Origin of the sequence: Janthinobacterium sp. B9-8, assembly GCF_000969645.2 — a bacterium.
In the GTDB taxonomy this organism is placed as follows: Bacteria; Pseudomonadota; Gammaproteobacteria; order Burkholderiales; family Chitinibacteraceae; genus Iodobacter.
Genome location: NZ_CP014222.1, coordinates 985,113 through 1,004,849 on the forward strand (window position 1 = coordinate 985,113; position 19,737 = coordinate 1,004,849).

Annotated in this window: 21 protein-coding genes; 5 read left to right on the plus strand and 16 right to left on the minus strand. The window is 47.5% G+C overall.

All coding sequences use genetic code 11. The features are described from left to right. Positions 1 to 37 precede the first annotated feature (37 nt). From VN23_RS04305 to VN23_RS04355, 10 genes are all read right to left on the minus strand, one after another. Positions 38 to 331: a hypothetical protein gene (locus VN23_RS04305; RefSeq protein WP_046349836.1), complete on the minus strand. Its 294-nt coding sequence runs from the start codon at positions 329 to 331 to the stop codon at positions 38 to 40. A 75-nt stretch (positions 332 to 406) separates the two neighbouring features. Beyond that, positions 407 to 931, minus strand: coding sequence for a hypothetical protein (locus VN23_RS04310; protein ID WP_052746345.1), 525 nt, complete (start codon positions 929 to 931; stop codon positions 407 to 409). 281 nt (positions 932 to 1,212) lie between these two features. Further along, positions 1,213 to 1,644: a hypothetical protein gene (locus VN23_RS04315; protein ID WP_046350160.1), complete on the minus strand. Its 432-nt coding sequence runs from the start codon at positions 1,642 to 1,644 to the stop codon at positions 1,213 to 1,215. A gap of 175 nt (positions 1,645 to 1,819) precedes the next feature. After that, positions 1,820 to 2,359, minus strand: coding sequence for a DUF2867 domain-containing protein (locus tag VN23_RS04320; RefSeq protein WP_046349837.1), 540 nt, complete (start codon positions 2,357 to 2,359; stop codon positions 1,820 to 1,822). Between the two features lie 270 nt (positions 2,360 to 2,629). Continuing rightward, positions 2,630 to 3,049: a DUF3224 domain-containing protein gene (locus tag VN23_RS04325; protein WP_046349838.1), complete on the minus strand. Its 420-nt coding sequence runs from the start codon at positions 3,047 to 3,049 to the stop codon at positions 2,630 to 2,632. A gap of 73 nt (positions 3,050 to 3,122) precedes the next feature. Next, complete coding sequence (locus VN23_RS04330; RefSeq protein ID WP_046349839.1) at positions 3,123 to 3,992, minus strand: toll/interleukin-1 receptor domain-containing protein; 870 nt, start codon at positions 3,990 to 3,992, stop codon at positions 3,123 to 3,125. Positions 3,993 to 4,211: 219 nt separating this feature from the next. Further along, the gene (locus tag VN23_RS04340) at positions 4,212 to 4,706 is read right to left on the minus strand and encodes a DUF7000 family protein (RefSeq protein WP_197433016.1); all 495 of its coding nucleotides are present in this window, start codon (positions 4,704 to 4,706) and stop codon (positions 4,212 to 4,214) included. A gap of 820 nt (positions 4,707 to 5,526) precedes the next feature. Beyond that, a complete protein-coding gene (locus VN23_RS04345; RefSeq protein WP_046349841.1) occupies positions 5,527 to 5,826 on the minus strand; it encodes a hypothetical protein in 300 nt (99 codons plus the stop codon). Between the two features lie 152 nt (positions 5,827 to 5,978). Beyond that, positions 5,979 to 6,356: a hypothetical protein gene (locus tag VN23_RS04350; RefSeq protein ID WP_046349842.1), complete on the minus strand. Its 378-nt coding sequence runs from the start codon at positions 6,354 to 6,356 to the stop codon at positions 5,979 to 5,981. A gap of 357 nt (positions 6,357 to 6,713) precedes the next feature. Further along, positions 6,714 to 8,111 carry a hypothetical protein gene (locus VN23_RS04355; RefSeq protein ID WP_046349843.1) on the minus strand — a complete coding sequence of 466 codons (1,398 nt, stop codon included), beginning with the start codon at positions 8,109 to 8,111 and terminating at the stop codon, positions 6,714 to 6,716. Between the two features lie 325 nt (positions 8,112 to 8,436). Here VN23_RS04355 and VN23_RS04360 point away from each other — a divergent pair, with 325 nt between their 5' ends. Then, the gene (locus VN23_RS04360; RefSeq protein WP_046349844.1) at positions 8,437 to 8,655 is read left to right on the plus strand and encodes a (2Fe-2S)-binding protein; all 219 of its coding nucleotides are present in this window, start codon (positions 8,437 to 8,439) and stop codon (positions 8,653 to 8,655) included. 24 nt (positions 8,656 to 8,679) lie between these two features. Here the strand turns inward: VN23_RS04360 and VN23_RS04365 are convergent, their stop codons facing one another. After that, positions 8,680 to 9,993, minus strand: coding sequence for an ATP-binding protein (locus tag VN23_RS04365; RefSeq protein WP_046349845.1), 1,314 nt, complete (start codon positions 9,991 to 9,993; stop codon positions 8,680 to 8,682). Between the two features lie 5 nt (positions 9,994 to 9,998). After that, positions 9,999 to 10,685 carry a response regulator gene (locus VN23_RS04370; RefSeq protein ID WP_046349846.1) on the minus strand — a complete coding sequence of 229 codons (687 nt, stop codon included), beginning with the start codon at positions 10,683 to 10,685 and terminating at the stop codon, positions 9,999 to 10,001. 183 nt (positions 10,686 to 10,868) lie between these two features. On the opposite strand from VN23_RS04370, the gene VN23_RS04375 reads away from it, so the two are divergent. Together VN23_RS04375 and VN23_RS04380 are read left to right on the plus strand one after the other, a co-directional pair. Next, the gene (locus VN23_RS04375; RefSeq protein ID WP_082752582.1) at positions 10,869 to 11,672 is read left to right on the plus strand and encodes a MipA/OmpV family protein; all 804 of its coding nucleotides are present in this window, start codon (positions 10,869 to 10,871) and stop codon (positions 11,670 to 11,672) included. Positions 11,673 to 11,702: 30 nt separating this feature from the next. Continuing rightward, positions 11,703 to 12,767 (plus strand): DUF418 domain-containing protein, encoded by a 1,065-nt coding sequence (locus tag VN23_RS04380; RefSeq protein ID WP_046349848.1) that lies wholly within the window; start codon positions 11,703 to 11,705, stop codon positions 12,765 to 12,767. A gap of 288 nt (positions 12,768 to 13,055) precedes the next feature. Here the strand turns inward: VN23_RS04380 and dapE are convergent, their stop codons facing one another. From dapE to VN23_RS04400, 4 genes are all read right to left on the minus strand, one after another. Then, positions 13,056 to 14,186, minus strand: coding sequence for a succinyl-diaminopimelate desuccinylase (gene dapE, locus VN23_RS04385; RefSeq protein ID WP_046349849.1), 1,131 nt, complete (start codon positions 14,184 to 14,186; stop codon positions 13,056 to 13,058). A gap of 10 nt (positions 14,187 to 14,196) precedes the next feature. Next, positions 14,197 to 14,544, minus strand: coding sequence for an ArsC family reductase (locus VN23_RS04390; RefSeq protein WP_046349850.1), 348 nt, complete (start codon positions 14,542 to 14,544; stop codon positions 14,197 to 14,199). 105 nt (positions 14,545 to 14,649) lie between these two features. Beyond that, a complete protein-coding gene (locus VN23_RS04395; RefSeq protein ID WP_046349851.1) occupies positions 14,650 to 15,795 on the minus strand; it encodes a PilT/PilU family type 4a pilus ATPase in 1,146 nt (381 codons plus the stop codon). 7 nt (positions 15,796 to 15,802) lie between these two features. Further along, positions 15,803 to 17,467 (minus strand): AMP-binding protein, encoded by a 1,665-nt coding sequence (locus tag VN23_RS04400; protein ID WP_046349852.1) that lies wholly within the window; start codon positions 17,465 to 17,467, stop codon positions 15,803 to 15,805. 307 nt (positions 17,468 to 17,774) lie between these two features. Between VN23_RS04400 and rimP the strand changes: the two genes are divergently transcribed. Both rimP and nusA read left to right on the plus strand, forming a co-directional pair. Continuing rightward, a complete protein-coding gene (gene rimP / locus VN23_RS04405) occupies positions 17,775 to 18,209 on the plus strand; it encodes a ribosome maturation factor RimP (RefSeq protein ID WP_046349853.1) in 435 nt (144 codons plus the stop codon). 49 nt (positions 18,210 to 18,258) lie between these two features. Next, positions 18,259 to 19,731, plus strand: coding sequence for a transcription termination factor NusA (gene nusA, locus VN23_RS04410; protein ID WP_046349854.1), 1,473 nt, complete (start codon positions 18,259 to 18,261; stop codon positions 19,729 to 19,731). Positions 19,732 to 19,737: the final 6 nt, after the last annotated feature.

Here is a 19,737-nt window from a genome sequence, read left to right on the forward strand (position 1 = left end):
AGCCTAAAGCAAGCCTTTGCGTAAAGGGCAAGGCCCATCATGTTCCCGCCACAGCCCGATATGACCAGTGGCGCGCTTCCACACGCAATACGTCACCAGACTGCAGTTCAACCTCGAATATTCCTGGTTTGCTCTCTTGAACAGTGTTGATGGAGCATGATCTTCCCCAGTGTTTTTTATTGGGAAGCGCCAGGTTGGTAAAGCTCTCAAAAACAAGCAAGTGTGCCTCCCCACCAACCGGCGAAACCCGGAAGTCGCATCGATCCGCTTCCCAGCAGATGTTGATGCCGGATAGCACTGCATCATGTAGCGGAAGTGAGGTGATATTCATTGATCTTTCCTAACGCAGCAGATAAGAGGCGCCACGGCTTGCCGAGAGAAGTCTGCCCGGTTAAAAATTTAGTGCTTACTGGACAAGCAGCACGTATTCGATGTCTTGAACCATACTGCCATAGCCAGCGGATTCTCGGTTGTACTTGCCGCCAAATTTCAGAGTATGTTGGCCGGTAGGTAAGGGCTTTAACAATAGCCAGAACCCGTCCGTAGCCGATGGAAATGCCTTATATGGCTGCATTGAGGCAGGTTGCCGGGCGAATGCATCAAAGCATGTTTTGGACGAGATACGATATTGCTTGGGGTTGCTAACTGGATTGCCATCGAGTTCGGCAAACAGATCAAGAGCGGTATCATTGTTTAGCGCGGCAGCGGCTTTTGTATCTTCGCATGAAATCGATTTACCCCCCCTTGCTGGCATGTACACCATATTGATCAGAGGAAAGAATAAGGTCTTGCCCGCAGGAATGGTACAAGTTCTGCGAATCTTTGATGAGCCAAACCCACCAGCCAGAAACCAGGTGTTTCCACGTTGATTTTTTGAGCAGTTCGTACCAGTTAGATCTGCAACAGGGTTGTCGTCTCGGGCCGTTGACATTGCCCACTGCCACCACTCTGCCGCAAGCTTTGGCGTTCCTGGCCCTGCAACCGGGTTGCCCGCGGAGCAAGAAGTCACGGGGTCAGGTCTTACATTTCACATAAGATAAAATATACAGTGGTTTGCAAAGCAGCTTAAATTGATTAATCCATGTCAAATGCAAGACCTGACCCTAGGTTCTATTAGGTTCTATTATAGGTTCTATTATTAGGTTCTATTATTAGGTTCTATTATAGGTTCTATTAGGTTCTATTAGGTTCTATAGGTTAGGGGGCCGCCGCTTAAAATACACCTGCTTCCTCTCGGTCAAATGCAGCTTTCCACTGTCGGTAACCGGTCAATTCGCTTTCCTCGACGACCTTATGACTGACAACTACTTGCCCTTCCTGTGCGCCAGGTGAGCGATTGGGGGCATGCGCAATTGAAATGTGCCAAGTTCCCGCCCTAGCTGCGGCCTTCGCTTCCTCAAGTGAAGCAAACTCGGGTTTCCCGTACGCACAACTTACTATCAACAAGAAGTCATCTTCTGGCGCAACGAACACTTTGCCCTGGATGTTGATCGATGCTCCCTTCTTGACTTTGACTCGATCAATCTTGAGAATTTTTGAAACGGAGAATTTGCCGTCGCGGCTTTGACTGCTTAGAAGGTCGCCTTCTTTGAACGGAAACGACTTGTACTCAGGCGGAAAGAAGTTTCCTGCAATAGCGGACATAGCGAACCCAACAAGGAAAAGAGTGGTGATGAATTTGAGACAGGTACCGAGCATACTTGGCTCCCTAACGTTTGACATGAGCGGCGGCTAGAAGCGGGCGAAGCTCGCTGAAAGACGTCCGCTCGATGGAAGGGTTAGACCCCAGTTGGCCATGCATGATGATTTGGACTTTGGCTTACGCCTCCGACGGCCAACCGATCCGTGCCGCACTACGAAGATTGGATTGAACGACTAAGCGATGAAACGGGGCAATGAGAAAAATATAGAGACGACCTAAGCGATTGTGGCAGTGGACAACGGTCGACAGAACTACGTGACGTTTAGCTCCCGGCAACGACTGGCCGGAACACAGAATAGAGAGTCTGAAGTCCAGGTGCTTGTCGTCCTCTCCAAGAACAACTTCAGTTGGACTTGTGCTGTAGATCTTAAAGATGCTGAGTCGGCCCGCTCCGCTTTCCGCATCCAGTGATGCGAGATGCTTAGCTGTTTTGAGGCCGAAACCGGCTACGAGCGCGTCTCGAACCGCCATGAGGCGGCCGACCCAAGGCGCTTGGTGAGCGAAGATGAACCTCGCCAACAGTTCGGGATTGCTCGACGCTCCGGCTGGAAGCTCGATCGAGTAGGCATCTGCGAGATTCGTCGATGCGTAGGCTTTAGCAATCGCCGACTCCTGAGGAAGTGACACAGATGTTGCGTGATGGTGTTCGGTTGACATGTAGGCGCCCAATGGTTTGTTTCTGAGGTTTAAAAAGAAGTAACGCGGTCAGGTCTTTTACATAAGATAAAATTTACAGGGGTTTGCAATGCAGCTTAAATGTAGCTTGATTAATTCATGTCAAATGCAAGACTTGGCCCTATAGGTTCGATCCCGGAGTCAAAGAAGTCTTGCGATGATGGAGCATCGACTATCACGGTGATGAAGTCCTTTGTGGTCGCTAACGATCATACTAAGGGGCCGCGGCACGCGGTCCCAGTGAGCGCCTTGTTAGGCTACATGCTCAAGCTCAAGAAAATATTCGCCGCCGTGTTCACCCGTTTGGGCCGTAATTTTGCCTTTGCCACGAATGCTCGAAAAATCATTAGTACCACTACCGCTGACAATTTCAATGTTTCCACTCACACCTGCTGTGGGCGAGAAAATGCCATTATGTTTTATTATGAAACTGCCATTAAGGGAGCCAATGCTTCCAATAATTCGCTCATAGCCAATAAAAGGAACTTCAGTTCCTTGTGTGTTTGGATACGCCAGCAAATATTCAAGAATACCTTCAGCCACCAACTCGCCGGAGATGGTATTAATGATATTGGCGCGGCTAAGCGCCCCAGCATTTTCCATTTCATGGAACGGCGATTCAGCCCAGCTTTTGGCAATAAACTGGCATTGAATTGTTTTAGGTAAATTCATATGTTCCTACCATATTGTTATGGGGGCCTAACGCCAAGCTCACGGGTGCGAAGCATCCCGTTCAGCATTTTTGTTAGCCATTTGACTTTAATACTCTAGCTAATTTATCAATTGAACTATCGAATTGATCACTGTCAATTTCTAGTTTAATAATAACTCTTGATCTTATTTGATCTGCGATATCTGGTCTCTTTGGTGCCCAGTCGCCATACACATAATCGTCAAGTGTGACGGGAATAAGTATTTCAGATCCGCCTTCTTTAGCCTCTCGCTCAAGAACCCTTTCAATTTCATTCTGAACACCATGCCTCGTTAGTGATACTTTAGAGCAAACCAACAAAACATGATCATGGTTATTGACGCCCTCATGCATCATTCTGTGTAGCTTATCTCCTGGATTAGCATCGTCTGGAAAAAACCATGTTTTAATGCCTTTAGATTTTATCCTTTTATTTATCTCTGCTACGGTGCTCTCATCAGGCCCTCCGTAAGATACAAAAAGTGTTTTATACATTTCATTCTCATCTACGATATCAATCAAAGCATTTACAGAGTTGAAGGCCTGAATAACCCTTTCTGAGGGTATGCAGAGTTTATTTGTGTAAAGAATAACCCTTGGTGCAAAAACCATTTGATTCGTATCTATTTCATGGCCAGTCGGCTTCAAGCTATTTCTGATTTTTACATAAACGGATGAATTTAGTTCTAAAAAAATCTTATCCATAGATTGGGCAACGGCATAGATTTCATCTTTACTTCCTAAGTTTTCAATTGCTATTGCCCTTTGCTTCATTCCTGACCGAGAGTCCTGAGCAATCATTGGCCAGATTTTAAATGCTTCATTGTCATGTATATCTCTAAAAACATTTTCATGATTAAGTACTGGTGCGACAGGAAATCTATTTTGTAGAAAGGCCACCGCATTTTTATATAAATCTGACATATGACTCTTTTCTCGATTGATGCTAACGTCAAAATTAAGCAGCTGGCCTACGCTGCAATTGGATAAAAAAGCCGCACGTTCCGGCCAGTCTGCTTGAGTGCCATGTTAGGCGTATTGCCACTGCAAAAAACAATGCCCACGTTTTCCGTAATGCAACAGCAATACGAAAACACAAGCGCAGCTTGCGGCCGTCCCGCTCGACTGCCATGTTATGTGGCATTACTCGTATGCCGCCAGCGTATTGAAAACTTCCTGGGACAGAGTTTCAAATTGCGTGTGAATGGACTCCGATAGCTTTGTTGAACTATCAAAGTCTGGGGCCAAAAGTAGAGGAGCTTCGAAAATTGAATACTCTGGCATTGCCTCCTCATTGACCCACTTCACTTCTCTTAGTTTTCTCCAATAGAGAATCTGTACGTCCTTTGTTTGCCCAAGAAGCCACAGCTCAAAGTTTGCATTTTTGTGGTTAAAGACAATCGCAAGCTTTAGCTTTTTCTTCCTGAGATAGTCATTTTGCAAATAGAAGTACGTGAAATCTATATAGCCATGTAACACATTCGCAATCGAGAATTCACTTTTGTATTTCTTTGAGAATTCAGTTCTTAGATTTTGAACAATGCCAACTAGATCTTGATAGGTCTTTTGGAGTTCTCCACTGGAGAATGCGGCTTTATAAGCTGGTATACGTGAAACTAGACTTTTGCTCGGCATCATCCATTCCCTCCAAAATCAGCTGACACATAACAATATGTAGACACCCTTGAAACGGCAGAAAAACCACCACCATGGGTGCATAAAAACGCTAAGCGCCTTGTAATTCCTTGCTGTGCGCAGCCTGAAGTATTTTATGCTGAGATACTGCACCCGATTGAACGGGGATTTCTACCATGTCCGTGCTGTTGAAGCAGGCTCACATCTGACTGCTTGCTTTGTCGTTAAGTAGACTAGGGTTCAGCAGTGTAGTCAATTTGTCTGTGTTGGCTGTCGTATTATTGACCATAACCGTCATTTTTTTAATGTAGCTTGCGCAGTGATTGATTTTGTAGTCTGAAAACACGATGCAGCAGCATGGCTAATGCAGTGCATCAGCCCTCCGGCTGGGCTTTGGGGGTGATTTCCTCCAGCCGCGTTTCAATAAACTGATAATAAGCCGTTTGCATCACTAGGCGCGGAAAGTAACGGGGTCAGGTCTTGTATTTTGCATAATTATAAAATGTACAGTGGTTTGCAAAGCAGCTTAAATTGATTAATTCATGTCAAATGCAAGACCTGACCCCATAGGTTCCTCAACCACATGCTTGGCAGTCAGCAAATACTGTCGATCTGCAACGTCGACAGTGAAGGCTGTACCGGACTCGCCATTGTGAGAGGTGTGAAACGTTCGCTGTAGAATGTTACTCGGGACCATTATGAAATCCTGTTTAGCGCCTAACGTTCGAGGTAAGGGGCCTGCCGCAGGCAGGTCCCCTTCGAGGGGTTAGGTCTCAGCGTGGGAACCAACCCGCGCATTGCCATGAATCCGCTCTGAGCGCACTCAGAAGTACTGGATGCCTTCATTGACGATGGCCAGAATTTGCTCTAAGAATGCGTGAATCTCCGTGAATCGGAGCTCGGAAGTCGCCAGCCCCATTGTCGGGACGTGAGTTGGGGCTTCTGGCGGCCAGCGTCTTGCGTCCACTGTGGGCATCGCTTCTTTCGCGAGAGACAGGAGATTGTTGTAGTTGTCGGAAAAGGTACGAGACGGCTTGGTTTCGCGCTCCTTTGCTGGCAATTTTTCTAACGCCTTGATGGCGCCAGCAACTTGCGTATGAATTTGGTTCGGTGTGACTGACATACGAACTCCCTGTTGAAGTTACTGCGATGTTGCCTTCGGAGGACTCCACTGGCGGGGAACGCATTCTGAGCTCTCAACGTAGAGCTAACCGGCGCTACGCGACTTTATCGCGCAGCGACCAGCGACCGGAGGGAGCGAGGTTGAGCGCCGGGTTAGGCGCAATCATTGCCAATGGGTTGAGGTGCGCCACAAAAAGGCCCTATGTCATTACCTGTTGAGACTAAGTTCATAACCTGCTGAACTGACCATTCCAGCTCATCTTGATTACAACGATATTGCTCTATTGTTCCGTATGTCTTGTAGTTTGAACGGTTGAAGCCATCTTCAATATCGTTGAACCAGATTACCATTTCGCCAAATATTGCCACAACCCAAAAGCCGCCGCCTAAATCTCCGAAAGTGTGCTGCGACCATTTTTCAGGAGTAATCCGGATGACTTCCCAAAGTTTCAATTGGTCGGCATCCATCCGAGCGCAAGCAGAATTGATCTTGTCCCATAAAGCATCTGACGAAATTGGCTGCCATTCCATAGTGGTTGCGCCCAACAATATGTAGACACCCTTGAAACGGCAGAAAAACCACCGCCTTGGGTGTATAAAAACGCTGAGCCCCTTGTAAAACGCTTGCTGGGCGCAGCCTGAAGTGTTTTATGCCGAGATACTACACCCGATTGAGCGGGGATTTCTACCATGTCCGTGCTGTTGAAGCAGGCTCACATCTGACTGCTTGCTTTGTCGTTAAGTAGACTAGGGTTCAGCAGTGTAGTTAATTTGTCTGTGTTGGCTGTCGTATTATTGACCATAACCGTCATTTTTTTAATGTAGCTTGCGTAGTGATTGATTTTGTAGTCTGAAAACACGATGCAGCAGCATGGTTAATGCAGTGCATCAGCCCTCCGGCTGGGCTTTGGGGGTGATTTCCTCCAGCCACGTTTCAATAAACTGATAATAAGCCGTTTGCATCACTAGGCGCGTGGCCCGCACTTTGCAGATGCCGCGTGAATCGTGCACGGTGAACATGCGCATGGCTTGGTATTGCTTGCCTGCCAAAATTAGCATGCCGTTGTGGCCGCGGCGGCTATCCGCAGCGAGGCTCAGGGCAGGGGTGAGGGGGTCTTCACCTAGGCTGGTGATTGGTGCGATATGCACGGCTTCTGGCGAGCGGCCGATTAGCTCGATGCCGCATTCACTGGATAAGCCCTCGCCACGTAAGCTTAACCAGCGTACCAGCCCAAGTTGCCAGTGTTGATCGCCGCGCCGCAGCATCAGGATTTCGCCTGCTTGCAGGGGCTGGTTGAGTGATTCGCCTTGCAGTAGCAGGCCGGATGCGCTGATATTGCAAATATTAAGCTTGGCAGGCTCGGGTGCGGCGTCATCAATACGCCCGGCAGCAATATCCCAGCAGCGTGGCCACAGGCTGATTAGTTGGATTTGTTCGCCATTCTTGCGCCGCAGGCGAAAGTGTTGCCGCCGTGGCGGGGCGGCCCATTCTTGTAATAAGCGTCCGATCAGCTGGATTTCAACATGCCGATCTTCGCTCTGGGTCAGTAAACGCTGCAGCTTGCTGCTTAGCCGTTTGAGCAGTCTCTGCGTGTCTATCATCCACCAGACACTTTGTTCTTTGTGAGGAAGCTCATGAGCAAAATGAGGCGCGTCGTCGCTGTTTGTCTGGTAAATAAATGTGCCTTGTTCGCCTAAAGCTTGATCAAGCTGTATCAGATCCAGATAACGCGCTTCGTCTTCTACAATTTTGAACAGGAGTGCCATTTTTTGTGGCTCGAGGCGATTACTCGCGCTGATGCCCAGCAACATCAGCTGGCGATAAAGTGAGCCTAAGCTACTGCCATTTTTCAGACTGCGTGTAGACCATCCAAGCTCGAGTATTTCAGCAAATAATTGATGGCACCCAAGCCAAAAGCCAATGGGAAGCGGTGTGAGGGTGCGCGAATACAGACAAGCAAGTTGCCACGCGCTTTCTAGTGCCATGCCAAAGGCTTCAAGGCGGGGACGATTAGTGCTAAAGAGGCCGGTTTCATTGCTCCGTAGCTGGGCCAGCCGGATAAAGCTTTGATGCAGTGTTCTGAGCAAACCTTGTGCTTGCTGTGCGGCTAATCGCGAGCGTGTTTGTGTTTGGGCATCGTTTAAATCTAATTTTTCAAGCCGGGGTAAGAGAGCCAAAGTGCGTTCGTAGCCGTCCAGCAAGAGGGGGTTGAGTCGTGCTGGATTGGCTTCATGGCTTAATTGATGGAGTTGCTCTTGTAGGCTTAATGCAATTTGCTCTGGCATGGGGTGTATTGGGCTGGTTTGGAGTAGGGCGCTGCAAGGGCTGGCGCAAGCTTGGGAGGTATTTTAAATTAGTGCATATTAGAACATCATCATAAGGTTGTTGTGTTTTTACCTAGGCTTGCACACAGTGGAATTATTACCATTCGCGCCCAGCAGGGTGGATTGGCGTGCTGGTGGCTATTTGCTTTCATAAGTCTGAGGTGAATGAGGGTGATGCGGTTAGCCCATTTTTTTTTCGTGTTTTTTTGAGAATGGGTGTTATTTGCCACTTGGCAATCTTCTGGTTTCAATTATAATGAGAACAGTTATCAGTCTGAGAGCAGCCATGTACGTTTGCATCTGTAATAGTGTTACTGACAAAGCCATCCACAAGGCAGTGGCTGGCGGCGTGCGCACATTTGCTGAGTTACAAGAGCAAACCTTGGTGTCTACCTGTTGCGGGCAGTGCAACAGCTGTGCCAGACAAGTGATGGCTGATGCGTTGAGCGCACAGCCTGTGCCACAAACCGTGCGCTGGATGCCACAGCGCCTAGCAACAGCATAGGCCGCAGATAGCGCTTGTCGTGCGCTATCCCCGCGCCAGACTAATTGTGAAGCGCGCGCCACCTAGCGTCGATTGATCCACCCAAATCTTCCCCTGATGTAATGTCACTGCTTTTTTGGCAATCGCCAAACCTAAGCCAAACCCTCCGCTTGCTCGGTCTCTGCTTCTGTCCAGCCGATAAAAAGGCTCAAAGATATGCTCGCGCTCGTTTTCGGGCACGCCGGGGCCATCGTCTTCAATAGTGATATCAATACCACCGCTTCGGTTGCTCATTGTGGAAATTTTGATGTGCTGATTGGCATATTTGGCGGCATTGCGTAAGAGATTACTCAGCGCTCGACCTAATAACTTAGGATCACCTAAGATCGTGTTGGTTTGTGAATGCAGCGCATGGCTTATTTCTTTGTTTTGTAATACATGATCGAGTGAATTTAAAATCAGATGCAAGGTTTCTGCCATATTGATACTTTGCATGGGGAGTGCGTGCTGCTGCTCTATTTTTGCCAGGCTAAGCAGCTCGCTCACTAAATCATTTAATTCGTGTAAGTCGTTTTCCATTGAGATAAAACGCGGCTCAAGTTGCTTGTTTTTGGCATCATTTTTAAGCAGGGCAAGGCCAAATTCCAACCGTGCAATCGGTGTGCGTAATTCATGAGAAACAGAATGCAATAGCTCTCGCTGCGAATCTATTAAACGCTGAATTTTTTCGGCCATTAAATTCATACACTGGGCGAGTGGATAAACGCTGGCGCTTTTTCTCACCTTTGCACGGCTGGATAATAAGCCTGAGCCAAAATCATTCGCTGTTTTAGAGAGCGATTGCAATTCTCTCCAGTGCAGATAAGACCAGATTCCACAAGGGATGAGCAATAATAAAAAGATAATGGTGTATTGGAATCTTTTTATTCTAGTAATTAATGGATCGTTATCTTCTTTGTCTGAGGCATAGATTACTTGATTGGCACTGCCCGGGAATGTTGAATTATCCGCATCTACCCGGCGGAAATAAGCGTTACTTTGAATATCGACCACCACTTTTCTCTCAAGCAGCCTTTGCCGGTTATGCGGGGCAATCATGGCTATTGTGCGATCAAGCGTGATAAGGTCGTAGCTATGATTGGCTTTTTGTTGCAAAGTTTTAAAGCGATCTAACCAGAGTTGCCCGCGGGCATGATCTAAATATTGCTCAACCAGAAAAATTTGCGCATCCGCATCTTTAACTGCAAATTGTTCAAGCTGCTCTGCATAAAACTGATTAGTCATATAGCTGAGCACTTGCGTTAAAGAAATGGTGACTACGGAGATTAATATAAAAATACGTAAATAAATTCGCCACATTGCTTTTATTCCCAAGCGGATGGGCTGAATAAATAGCCTTCACCCCAGATAGTTTTAATTTTCTCAGAATCATGATCATTAAATTTGCGGCGCAAGCGCGAGATACTGTTATCGATACTTCTGTCCATGCCATCAAATTCAATGCCGCGCATTGATTTTAAAATATCATCGCGTGATAAAACACGGCCCGCTGATTCGGCAAGTAATAGTAATAGTTTGAACTCTGAATTACTTAAAGCAGAGGTTTCGTTTTTCCAGCGCACACTTCGATCTGTTTTGGATATTTCTAAATCACCAAAAGTGAGTGCCGATTGAGTGCTCTTGTTTCTGCTTGTGCCACGCCTTAATAGAGCACGTAAACGAGCCAGTAAAATACGGGGCTGGATAGGCTTATTAACGTAATCATCTGCACCTTGCTCTAGTCCCGAAACCTCATCGAACATATCCTCACGCGCAGTGAGAATTAAAATAGGCACGCTGCTGATTTCACGGATTTGCCGGCAAACCACCATGCCATCTAGGCCTGGCAGCATTAAATCCAGCACAATAATGTCGGGTTCAGTGGCTTTGTAGTGGGCGAGGGCAATATCGCCACGGCTAATGATCTCTACATTAAATTCATAGCTACTGAGGTACTCCTGAATGAGTGCCGCCAGCTTGGTGTCATCCTCTACGAGCATCAATCTGAACATTATTTTCTCTAACGTGGTATGCAAACGACATTGTACAAGCGCTTGCTGGCTATGGCTTGGGGAAAGACACTTCATTGCATCGCGCTACACTTTTTATACATTTGTTTGTGGCTTTGCTTATCTACAATTTAGCGACAAATTACAGACAGTTTGGGTGTGATATTTTAATCTCCTCTCTTTAAGATGGCTTACTTCTTAAAAAAGAGAGTAGCTATTATGCGTCATATTATTGCTTTGTTTGCTTCGCTGATGGTTGTTCCCCTCTATGCGGCAGAAGAGCCCAAAGATGAATCAAAGATTACCCTTGGAGTGGGTATTGGCTATGGCCCGGAGTTTGTCGGGGGTAAAAAAAATAAAGTATCTCCGATTCTTTATGTGGATTATCAAGCGGCAAACGGCTTTTTTGCCGGTGTGCGCGGGATTGGCTTTCAGGCAGAAAAAGGTATTTTCGACGGCAGTATTGCTTTGGCTTATGGTGGCAGCCGGGGGGATGATGTTGCCAATTTTTCAGACACGAAAAGTAAATTTAAGGGCATGGGAGATATTAAAAACTCAGCGTTATTAAATTTAGAAGGTGGCGTTAATTTATGGGATGTTGCGCATTTATCGTTGGGTGCAGAATTAAAACTGAATCATCGTGAAAATGGCAATGCCTATCATGTCACGCTTTCCGCTCCTATTTACACTACAGAGGCTGATCAATTATCTATCAGTGCCTTTGCGCATTATGCAGACGCCAAATATGCGCAAACTTATTATGGTGTGACGGCAGCACAAAGCCTTGCTTCATCTTATGCGATTTATTCGCCTAAGGCGGGTTTTGATACGGGCAGTTTAACTGTGACCTGGAATCATCTTTTTGATAAAAACTGGGGGGTTTCTTCGTCTTTAGGTGTAAAACGTTTATTTAAAAATGCGGAGAATAGCCCTTTAACAGAATCAAAAACGAACCCTGCTGCCTCGCTTATTCTGGGCTATTCATTTTAAATAGGGCGGCTATGATGCATGGGGTGTGAAATGAAACAACGAATCCTTGGTTTCGATTTGGCCCGTGCACTGGCCATTTTTGGAATGGTGATTGTTAACTTTAAGATTGTGATGCACGCCAATTCCAGTGAGAATATGGCTTGGCTAAAAATAGTAAATATCATTGATGGTCGTGCTTCTGCATTATTTGTGATATTGGCAGGAGTGGGTTTGTCTTTGTTGACCCGGCAATCAAGATTATCTGGAGATTTACAGTCGCTGGCTGTAGAGCGGAAGGCATTATTTAAGCGGGCTGGATTTTTATTTATATTAGGACTTTTGTATATAGAAATCTGGCCTGCTGATATTTTACATTATTACGGTATATACATTTCAATAGGCGCTTTATGCCTTATGTTGCCAAGCCGTTATATCATGGTTCTGGTCTTGTTATTGTTGATTGCATCGTCTTTTTTATTTGGAATGCTTAATTATAGTACGGCTTGGGATTGGCAGACTTTAGCCTATGCTGATTTATGGACGATTAAGGGTTTTGCTCGTAATTTAATCTTTAATGGTTTTCATCCGGTACTGCCTTGGCTAGGGTTTCTATTATTGGGCATGGTTATTGGGCGGCAAAACCTAGGGCAGGTTGCTATGCGTGAGCGTTTGTTTTTATTGGGTTTATTTGCTGCGGCGCTGGCTGAGTTGATTGTTTTATTCTTACCCTATGCTCGCTTGATGGGAATGCCTTTGGCTTATGAAGTTTTTTTTAGTACCCAGCCTATGCCGCCTTTGCCTGTGTATTTTATTGGGGCTGCAGGAAGTGCCACGGTGATCATTACACTCTGTGTGGCTTTGGGAGAAAAGTATGGGAAAAAAGCTTGGCTAATGCCTTTTGTTTATACCGGCCAATTAGGGCTCACTTTTTATTTGGCGCATGTCATTTTGGGAATGGGGCTGCTGGAGTCTTTAGGCCTGCTTGAGAATCAGTCTTTGGTTTTTTCGGTCATGAGTGCGCTATCATTTTGCGTGTTTGCCGTGATTTTTGCGAGTTGCTGGCGTAAGTTTTACCGCTTAGGGCCTTTGGAAAGCGTATTGCGGCGCTTGACTTAGGGGGGGTAAAAGCGAAATTTATTTATGGCTAATGCGGCTTTTAATTTAATAATTAAAAGAGTGCTTGAAATAAGCGGGGGCAATCTTTGGGGCTTGCTCCCGCTATGTATTTCCTGATTATGCCTCTTACTCAAACTCATTATAAATATTGTAGGGCGGGTGAAACCCGCGTATTTATTCAGCATTGCTCGCGGTTTTCATCCGCCCTACAAATTCAAAAACCAAGCCCGGTACTTAAGCAATTCATTTATATAGAGTCTATTGAGGAAGATGCATAATCAAGTTTAATTAAGCGATGAGCTTTTCTAATGCTTTTTCATAAATTGCAGCAAGCTTAGGTAAATCTTCAACCGCTACGCATTCATTGAGCTTATGAATGGTTTTGTTGATCGGGCCAAACTCAACCACTTCGGGGCAGTATTTTGCAATAAAGCGCCCGTCTGATGTACCACCCACGGTATTGAGAGCAGGTGTTTGGCCACAAACTTCGCTTACCACATCGCGCATGGCGTCGATCAGCTGGCCGTGGTCGGTTAGGAAAGGCTCGCCCGACAGTGCCCAATCAATTTCATATTCAAGCTGATGTTTGTCCAGAATGGCGTGTACGGCGGCTTTGAGCGAGTCAGCCGTGCTGGCTGTGCTAAATCTGAAATTAAATAAGGCATCTACGGTGCCGGGGATGATGTTGGTTGCGCCCGTGCCGCTATTAATATTGGATACCTGCCATGTGGTGGGCGGGAAGTATTCATTGCCGCTATCCCACACGGTGCTGGCCAGCTCTGCCAGAGCAGGAGCGAGCAGGTGGATGGGGTTTTTAGCGAGGTGCGGGTAAGCAATATGGCCTTGCACGCCGTGCACAATTAAATGCCCCGACAGCGAGCCACGACGGCCATTTTTAATGGTGTCGCCAAAGACTTCGGCTGAAGTGGGTTCACCCACAATGCAGTAATCAATTTTCTCGCCACGCGCTTTGAGCGCTTCAACCACTTTAACCGTGCCGTGATGTGCCGGACCTTCTTCGTCTGAAGTAATCAGAAAGGCGATCGAGCCTTTAGGATTTGGGTTTTTAGCCAAAAACTGCTCACAAGCGACCACAAAAGCGGCAAGGGACGCTTTCATGTCCGCTGAGCCACGGCCAAATAAATGGCCGTCCCGAATGGTCGGGGCGAAAGGATCTGAATGCCAGCGATCCAGCGGGCCGGTAGGTACGACATCAGTGTGGCCAGCAAAAACCAGTACAGGGCCGGTGTCGCCAAAGCGTGCCCAGAGATTATCTACATCTTCAAAGCGCATATGCTCAATACGAAAGCCAATGGCAGAGAGCCGTGCAGCCAGCATGTTCTGGCAGTTGGCGTCATCCGGCGTAACAGATGCCTGGCGTAATAATTGTTGGGTTAGTGCAAGTGTGGGGTCGTTCATTGCGGTGTCGTCAGTCTCTAAAAAGTGTTGCGTAGACTTCGGGTTTGAAGCCGACCGTGATCGTACCATTGTTGTCGAGCACTGGGCGCTTGATGATTGAGGTTTGCATTATCATTAAGGCGATTGCAGCATCTTTGTTGTCAATTGAGGCCTTTGTTGCCTCGTCTAATTTGCGCCATGTCGTGCCTTGGCGGTTGAGCAGGGCTTCCCAGCCGACTTGTGCTGCCCATTGCTCTAGCAGCTCGGCGCTGATCCCTGATTTTTTATAATCATGCCATTCAAAATTGTGGCCTTGCTCGCTGAGCCATGTTTTTGCTTTTTTAATGGTGTCGCAGTTGGGGATGCCATAGAGCTTCATAGGGAATCTTTTCTGTGTTGAAGAAGGGGGAGGCTGGTGCTGTTTGAAGCGGTGCACTTAAACGAGCGGCTGATGGCCGTGCTCGTTTAAGCAGTTTGATGCGGCTTAGTGCAATGAAATATCGAATGCCATATCAGGAGCGTCGTTAGGGCCTTTCTTTTCGTCGGGCTTGCGGCTTTCAGCCTCTGTGAGTGGCTGCGCATTATTGACCAGCCAGGAGAGGTTGGTCGCTGAGTCGGCGCTTTTAAGTGCTTCGTCTAGCTCAACTTCGCCATTGCGGTAAAGCTTATACAGAGCTTGCTCGAAAGTTTGCGAGCCTTCAGAGAGGCTTTGCTCCATCGCTTGTTTGATGTCGCTCAGCTGACCGGCGCGAATTAATTCTGCAATACGCGGCGTATTCAGTAGCACTTCAACTGCCGCAACCAGCTTGCCTTCTTTGTTTTTGATTAAGCGCTGCGAAACAATGGCTTTTAATGAGGACGATAAATCGTAAAGCAGTGCATCGCGCGATTCTTGCGGGTAAAAGTTAACGATGCGCGAGAGCGAGTGGTAGCTGTTATTGGCATGCAAGGTGGAGATACACAAGTGCCCCGCTTGTGCGTATTGCATGGCGTGCGTCATGGTGTCGCGATCCCGGATTTCACCAATCATCAAGACATTCGGTGCTTCACGCATCGCGTTTTTAAGTGCCTCGTGATAGCTCTTGGTGTCGATACCGATTTCGCGCTGATTCACCAGCGATTTCTTGTGCTTATGCAAGAATTCGATCGGGTCTTCCATGGTTAAAATATGCCCCGCATGGTTCTCGTTGCGGTGATTAAGCATGGCGGCCATGGTGGAGGATTTACCCGAGCCTGTCGCTCCCACCACCAGAATAATGCCGTGCTTTTCCATGATGAGCTCTTTTAATACCTCAGGAACACGGAGCTCATCAAAAGAAGGGATATTGCTGCGAATATAACGCGCCACCATCGAGATCGAGCCACGTGCTTTGAAAATATTAACGCGAAAACTACCTACCCCAACTACGGGGTAGGCAAAGTTCATTTCCAGCGTGTTTTCAAATTCGGCAATCCGCTCTGGTGTCATCAACTGATAGACCAATTGCTTGACATGCTCTGGGGCTAAAACTTGATTGTTGACCGGATAACACAGGCCATCAATTTTAATCACGATGGGTGATTGAGCGGCAAGAAAAAGGTCGGAAGCATTACGCTCCGCCATCAGTTTAAAAAACGGCAACAGGTTCATGAAAAGCTCATTTGTTAGGGCGCAACTCGCGTCTTAGTATTTTACCTACGTTTGACTTGGGCAGGCTGTCTCGGAATTCCACTTGTCGTGGAATTTTATAGTTGGTTAGGTTCTTACGGCAATGCGCAATCAAGTCTTCCTGAGTGAGTTTGGGGTCTTTTTTAACCACAAAAATCTTCACTGCTTCGCCTGACTTGTCGTCATCGACACCAATGCAAGCCACTTCAAGCACGCCCGGATGGCTCGCTACCACGTCTTCAATTTCGTTCGGGTAAACATTAAAACCTGATACGAGGATCATGTCTTTTTTGCGATCAACTAAGCGGAAAAACCCGCTTGGCGACATGATGGCGACGTCCCCTGTGCTGACAAAGCCGTCTTTACCTAGCACTTTGGCGGTTTCGTCAGGGCGCTGCCAGTAGCCTGCCATTACTTGCGGGCCATGAATAAATAGCTCGCCTGCTTCGCCAGGTGGCAGAGCTTTGCCTTCTTCGTTGCGTATTTCGCCAATCGTAGAGGGTACAGGCAAGCCAATCATGCCGTTGAATTCGGGTAAATTCATCGGGTTCATCATTGCCGCTGGTGATGTTTCGGTGAGGCCATAGGCTTCAATCAAACGCACGCCTGTGGTTTTTACCCAGCGATCTGCTACTGCGTGCTGTACGGCCATGCCGCCGCCAAGGGCAAGCTTCCATTTGCTGAAATCAAGTTTGGAAAATTCAGCATTATTGAGTAGCGCATTGAATAGTGTGTTGACGCCGGTCATGCAGGTCACCGGGTATTTGCCGATTTCTTTAATAAAACCGGGGATATCACGCGGGTTGGTGATCAGCAAATTGGTGGCACCAATTTTGGAGAAAACCATGCAGTTGGCCGTGAGTGAAAAGATATGATAGAGCGGCAGGGCCGTGACAATCATTTCTGTCCCTTCGTTGACGAGAGGGGCGATCCAAGCATGTGCTTGTTGCATATTTGCAACAATATTGCCGTGAGTGAGGATGGCACCCTTGGCAACGCCGGTGGTTCCACCTGTGTATTGTAAGAAAGCAATATCGCTGTGGTTTAAGTCGACGGGAGTGGCTTTGTGCGTGTCGCCAGTGATCAGTGCATCATTAAAACGAACGTGCCCTGGTAAGTTAAAGGCGGGCACCATTTTTTTAATGTGCTTGACCACCGCATTTACAATTTGCCGCTTAGGAAAATTCAGCCGGTCGCCGATTTCAGTCAGCAATACATGTTTAACGTCACTGCTACTGATAATTTCTTCAAGCGTGTGGGCAAAGTTGGCCAGAATGACAATGGCGACTGAGCCAGAGTCTTTTAATTGGTGGCTGAGCTCGCGCGGGGTATAGAGCGGATTAACGTTAACCACCACCATGCCTGCACGCAAAATGCCGAAAATAGCGATGGGGTATTGCAATAGATTAGGCAGCATGACAGCAACACGTGAGCCGCGTGGCAGTTTTAGCTCGTGTTGCAAATAGGCGGCAAAGGCGGACGACTGTTGATCCAGCTCGCTGTAGCTGATTGATTTTCCCATGTTTAGGAAAGCGGGTCGTTCTCCGAATCGTGCTACAGAGCGGGCGAGTACCGCAGGTATTGCGGCAAATTCATTGATATCAATTTCCCGGGGAACGCCCAGTTGATAACTTGCCCACCATGCTTGTTCCATCTATCTTTCCTCGGTTTGTATTACATGTAAATTTCACTACTCTAGTGTGCAAGTGTCAAACTCACAAGTATCTATGTTCCCTGTTTCGTCAAACGATAGTTTCTGTTACAATCCCGCCTTCTTCGGTTAAAAGGCCGAAGAAGTGGTAAAGAAATGGGCGCAGTTTTGCAGCCCATTTTTTGTTTGTGGCGATCGCGTATCGTGTTCGGAATGCTTGCTCGCGGTATTGCAGCAGCATTCGCTGGTTGAGTTGTTCGTGGTTATTTATAGCTCATGGGGCTCAATCAGATAAGTGGCAAAGGAATGTATGGCAGCAAATATGCAGGACGTGCTGGAAACCACCCTGCCAGGTCTCGGGTATGAACTCGTTGATCTGGAGCTTGCGCGAAATGGGTTGGTTCGGGTCTTTATTGATAAGGAAGGCGGCATTAATGTGACTGACTGCGTAACCGTAAGTCATCACCTTGAGCGGCTTTTTATTGTTGAAGGCGTGAATTACGAGCGTTTGGAGGTTTCATCTCCCGGGCTGGATCGTCCCATTGTAAAGGCGGCTGATTTTGTTCGCTTTGCCGGGCAGGTCGTGAAAGTAAAGTTGCGCTTACCGTTGCCGGATAAACGTAAGAAGCTCGTCGGTGTATTGATTGGGCTGGAAAATGATGTGGTGCGCGTAGAAGTCGATGGACAAGAGCTATCCCTGCCGCAATCACAAATCGACAAGGTGCGGCTAGAGCCGCAGTTTTAAGAACTAATCAGCCTAGAATGTTCGGGTTGTTTGCCGGAGGGGTAGTGAGATGAGCCGGGAAATTCTGTTGCTGGTCGACGCGCTGGCGCGTGAAAAGAACGTAGAAAAAGATGTCGTGTTTGGTGCCTTAGAAATGGCACTGGCTTCGGCGACCAAAAAACGCTACGAGGAAGACGTGGATATCCAAGTGGATATCGACCGTGATAGCGGTGATTATCGTAGTTTCCGCTGCTGGACCGTGGTTGAAGATAATGACCACGAAGAGCCTTCCCGTCAGATCGCCATGACTGATGTGCCGGATTACGATCCAGAGCTGAAAGTAGGCGAAACGTGGATGGTTGAGCTTGAGGCGATTGAATTTGGTCGCATCGGTGCACAAACCGCCAAGCAAGTGATTTTGCAAAAAATCCGTGATGCAGAGCGCGAACAAAATCTGAATGATTTTCTGCAACGCAGTGAGTTTATTGTTTCAGGCAATATCAAGCGTATTGAGCGTGGCAGTGCCATTCTTGAGCTGGGTAAGCTGGAAGCCGTATTACCGCGTGACCAAATGATCCCTAAGGAAAACTTGCGCGTAGGCGATCGTGTTAAAGCATTTTTGCTACGAGTGGATCGCTTGGGTCGTGGCCCGCAACTGGTGCTGTCGCGTATTTCCAGTGATTTCATGACCAAGCTCTTCGAAATGGAAGTGCCTGAGATTGAGAATCAGCTAATCGAAATCAAGGCTGTCGCTCGTGATCCGGGTGCACGTGCCAAGGTGGCGGTAAAATCGAACGACGCGCGCGTTGACCCTCAGGGAACTTGTATTGGCGTGCGTGGTACGCGTGTTAATGCAGTGACCAATGAGCTGGCAGGCGAGCGGGTTGATATTGTGTTGTGGTCGCAAGATCCGGCGCAATTTGTGATTAACGCCCTGTCTCCGGCTGAAGTGAACTCCATCATGCTTGATGAAGAAACACACAGCATGGATGTGGTGGTCGATGAAGACAACCTGGCCATGGCTATTGGCCGTGGTGGTCAAAACGTGAAATTGGCAGCTGAGCTTACTGGCTGGAAAATCAATATCATGACCGTTGATCAAGCACAGCAAAAACATCAGGAAGAGTTCGCCAATGTGCGTCAGCTCTTTATTGATGTGCTGGGGGTTGACGAAGAAGTGGCGGACGTTCTTGTAGAAGAAGGGTTCTCCACGCTGGAAGAAGTGGCTTATGTGCCGATTGCTGAAATGCTGGAAATTGAGGCCTTCGATGAAGACGCCGTCAATGAGCTGCGTACTCGCGCCCGTGATGCTTTGCTAACGCAAGCCATTGCTCGTGAAGAAAAGCTTGAGCATCAAGCAGAAGACCTTAAAAGCCTTCAGGGGATGACACCAGAACTTGCTGCCTTACTGGCCGATAAAGAGGTTCATACCCGAGACGAACTCGCCGAACTAGCCGTCGACGAGCTGATAGAAATGACCGGAATTGATGAAGAAGCTGCTAAGCAACTGATCATGAAGGCGCGCGAGCACTGGTTCGCCTAACGCTCG

What these genes read in the sequence shown, in the direction of transcription:
- VN23_RS04305 (WP_046349836.1), bottom strand. Translation starts at nt 331, where the DNA reads ATGAATATCACCTCACTTCCGCTACATGATGCAGTGCTATCCGGCATC.
- VN23_RS04310 (WP_052746345.1), bottom strand. Translation starts at nt 931, where the DNA reads ATGTCAACGGCCCGAGACGACAACCCTGTTGCAGATCTAACTGGTACG.
- VN23_RS04315 (WP_046350160.1), bottom strand. Translation starts at nt 1,644, where the DNA reads ATGTCCGCTATTGCAGGAAACTTCTTTCCGCCTGAGTACAAGTCGTTT.
- VN23_RS04320 (WP_046349837.1), bottom strand. Translation starts at nt 2,359, where the DNA reads ATGTCAACCGAACACCATCACGCAACATCTGTGTCACTTCCTCAGGAG.
- VN23_RS04325 (WP_046349838.1), bottom strand. Translation starts at nt 3,049, where the DNA reads ATGAATTTACCTAAAACAATTCAATGCCAGTTTATTGCCAAAAGCTGG.
- VN23_RS04330 (WP_046349839.1), bottom strand. Translation starts at nt 3,992, where the DNA reads ATGTCAGATTTATATAAAAATGCGGTGGCCTTTCTACAAAATAGATTT.
- VN23_RS04340 (WP_197433016.1), bottom strand. Translation starts at nt 4,706, where the DNA reads ATGATGCCGAGCAAAAGTCTAGTTTCACGTATACCAGCTTATAAAGCC.
- VN23_RS04345 (WP_046349841.1), bottom strand. Translation starts at nt 5,826, where the DNA reads ATGTCAGTCACACCGAACCAAATTCATACGCAAGTTGCTGGCGCCATC.
- VN23_RS04350 (WP_046349842.1), bottom strand. Translation starts at nt 6,356, where the DNA reads ATGGAATGGCAGCCAATTTCGTCAGATGCTTTATGGGACAAGATCAAT.
- VN23_RS04355 (WP_046349843.1), bottom strand. Translation starts at nt 8,111, where the DNA reads ATGCCAGAGCAAATTGCATTAAGCCTACAAGAGCAACTCCATCAATTA.
- VN23_RS04360 (WP_046349844.1), top strand. Translation starts at nt 8,437, where the DNA reads ATGTACGTTTGCATCTGTAATAGTGTTACTGACAAAGCCATCCACAAG.
- VN23_RS04365 (WP_046349845.1), bottom strand. Translation starts at nt 9,993, where the DNA reads ATGTGGCGAATTTATTTACGTATTTTTATATTAATCTCCGTAGTCACC.
- VN23_RS04370 (WP_046349846.1), bottom strand. Translation starts at nt 10,685, where the DNA reads ATGTTCAGATTGATGCTCGTAGAGGATGACACCAAGCTGGCGGCACTC.
- VN23_RS04375 (WP_082752582.1), top strand. Translation starts at nt 10,869, where the DNA reads ATGGCTTACTTCTTAAAAAAGAGAGTAGCTATTATGCGTCATATTATT.
- VN23_RS04380 (WP_046349848.1), top strand. Translation starts at nt 11,703, where the DNA reads ATGAAACAACGAATCCTTGGTTTCGATTTGGCCCGTGCACTGGCCATT.
- dapE (WP_046349849.1), bottom strand. Translation starts at nt 14,186, where the DNA reads ATGAACGACCCCACACTTGCACTAACCCAACAATTATTACGCCAGGCA.
- VN23_RS04390 (WP_046349850.1), bottom strand. Translation starts at nt 14,544, where the DNA reads ATGAAGCTCTATGGCATCCCCAACTGCGACACCATTAAAAAAGCAAAA.
- VN23_RS04395 (WP_046349851.1), bottom strand. Translation starts at nt 15,795, where the DNA reads ATGAACCTGTTGCCGTTTTTTAAACTGATGGCGGAGCGTAATGCTTCC.
- VN23_RS04400 (WP_046349852.1), bottom strand. Translation starts at nt 17,467, where the DNA reads ATGGAACAAGCATGGTGGGCAAGTTATCAACTGGGCGTTCCCCGGGAA.
- rimP (WP_046349853.1), top strand. Translation starts at nt 17,775, where the DNA reads ATGGCAGCAAATATGCAGGACGTGCTGGAAACCACCCTGCCAGGTCTC.
- nusA (WP_046349854.1), top strand. Translation starts at nt 18,259, where the DNA reads ATGAGCCGGGAAATTCTGTTGCTGGTCGACGCGCTGGCGCGTGAAAAG.